The following is a 1,190-nucleotide window of genomic DNA, read 5'->3' on the forward strand; positions in this document are numbered from 1 at the left end:
TCCGGGCGTCGTCCGCGTCCGGGTGCAGGGACAGGCGGTGCGCGGACCGCGCCGGGTCCCACTCCACGAGGTAGCTGGCCTCGTCCACGTAGGCGCAGATCAAGAGCGCGGCGAGGGACTTCGCGAGGGATGCCGCCGTCTGCAGCACTTCCGGATACTGTCCCGGAACCACACCCACCACGAGGGGCGCAGGGCCGTGGGCGGAGTCGTCAGGCATACTTCATTCTGGCGCCGGGGTGCGGCCCTGAACAGGGGCTTACTTCCCGTCTGCCGGCCCGGGACGGTGCGGGCGCCGTTTGCCGCGGCCTCCCTTGAACAGCCCGGGGGTGGGGCCTACGGTTGAAGAACACAGGAGGAGGTGGCCGCCGTGGAGATCTACATGTGGTGGTTGGATCTGGATTTGGCGAGCAAGGAATGGCTTCGGGAAAACCTGCGGACCATTGAACTGCCCGAGGCCGTGCAGCGGGGAATCGCGGATGCCGGCGGGCCCGGTCCGGCTGAGCCGTCCGCCGCCGGCGCGGCCGTATTGACGGCCGCGGACTGGGACTTCATCGAGACGCAGTCGGAGTTCGTCGACTGAAAGATGCCACCGGCGCGGCAGCGCATGCCGGCGGGCGCCGGGAGAAAACCGTTGCGGCCTTCGGGCGGGGATGGTTGCATGGACCCCATGGCTACTGCAGAGAGTTACGTCCTGGCGATCGGGACCAAGAAAGGCCTTTGGCTGGCGACCAGCCGGGACCGGAAGGACTGGTCGCTGTCCGGCCCGCATTTTCTGATGAGTGAGGTGCCCAGCATCGCCATCGATACCCGCGATGACAGGACCCGGATCCTGGTGGGGGTCCGCTCCGAGCACTGGGGCCCCACGGTTTTCCACTCAGATGATCTCGGCGGATCCTGGACCGAACCCGAAAACGGCGCCATCACGTTCCCCGACGGCACCGACGCCGCCCTGGAACGGATCTGGCAGATCTATCCCGACGCCGACTCCCGCCCGGGCGTCGTGTGGGCGGGTTGCGAACCGATCTCGGTCTGGAAATCCACCGACGGCGGCGAGCACTTCGAGCTCAACCGCGGCCTCTGGGACCATCCGCACCGCAGCGAATGGGGCGCAGGCTATGGCGGCGCTGCGGCGCACTCGATCGTCGTCGACCCCACGGGCGAGAAAGTCCACGTCGCCATGAGCACCGGAG

The 1,190-nt window shown here is 68.1% G+C and carries 1 protein-coding gene and 2 pseudogenes; 2 read left to right on the plus strand and 1 reads right to left on the minus strand.

The window, feature by feature from the left end:
- Positions 1-217, minus strand: a pseudogene (locus LQV45_RS34100) (universal stress protein); the annotation flags it as partial.
- A 150-nt stretch (positions 218-367) separates the two neighbouring features.
- Between LQV45_RS34100 and LQV45_RS34105 the strand changes: the two are divergent.
- Together LQV45_RS34105 and LQV45_RS34110 are read left to right on the plus strand one after the other, a co-directional pair.
- Positions 368-580, plus strand: coding sequence for a hypothetical protein (locus tag LQV45_RS34105; protein WP_028277621.1), 213 nt, complete (start codon positions 368-370; stop codon positions 578-580).
- Positions 581-658: 78 nt separating this feature from the next.
- Positions 659-1,190, plus strand: a pseudogene (locus LQV45_RS34110) (exo-alpha-sialidase); the annotation flags it as partial.

This window comes from Microbacterium sp. Bi128 (assembly GCF_918698205.1).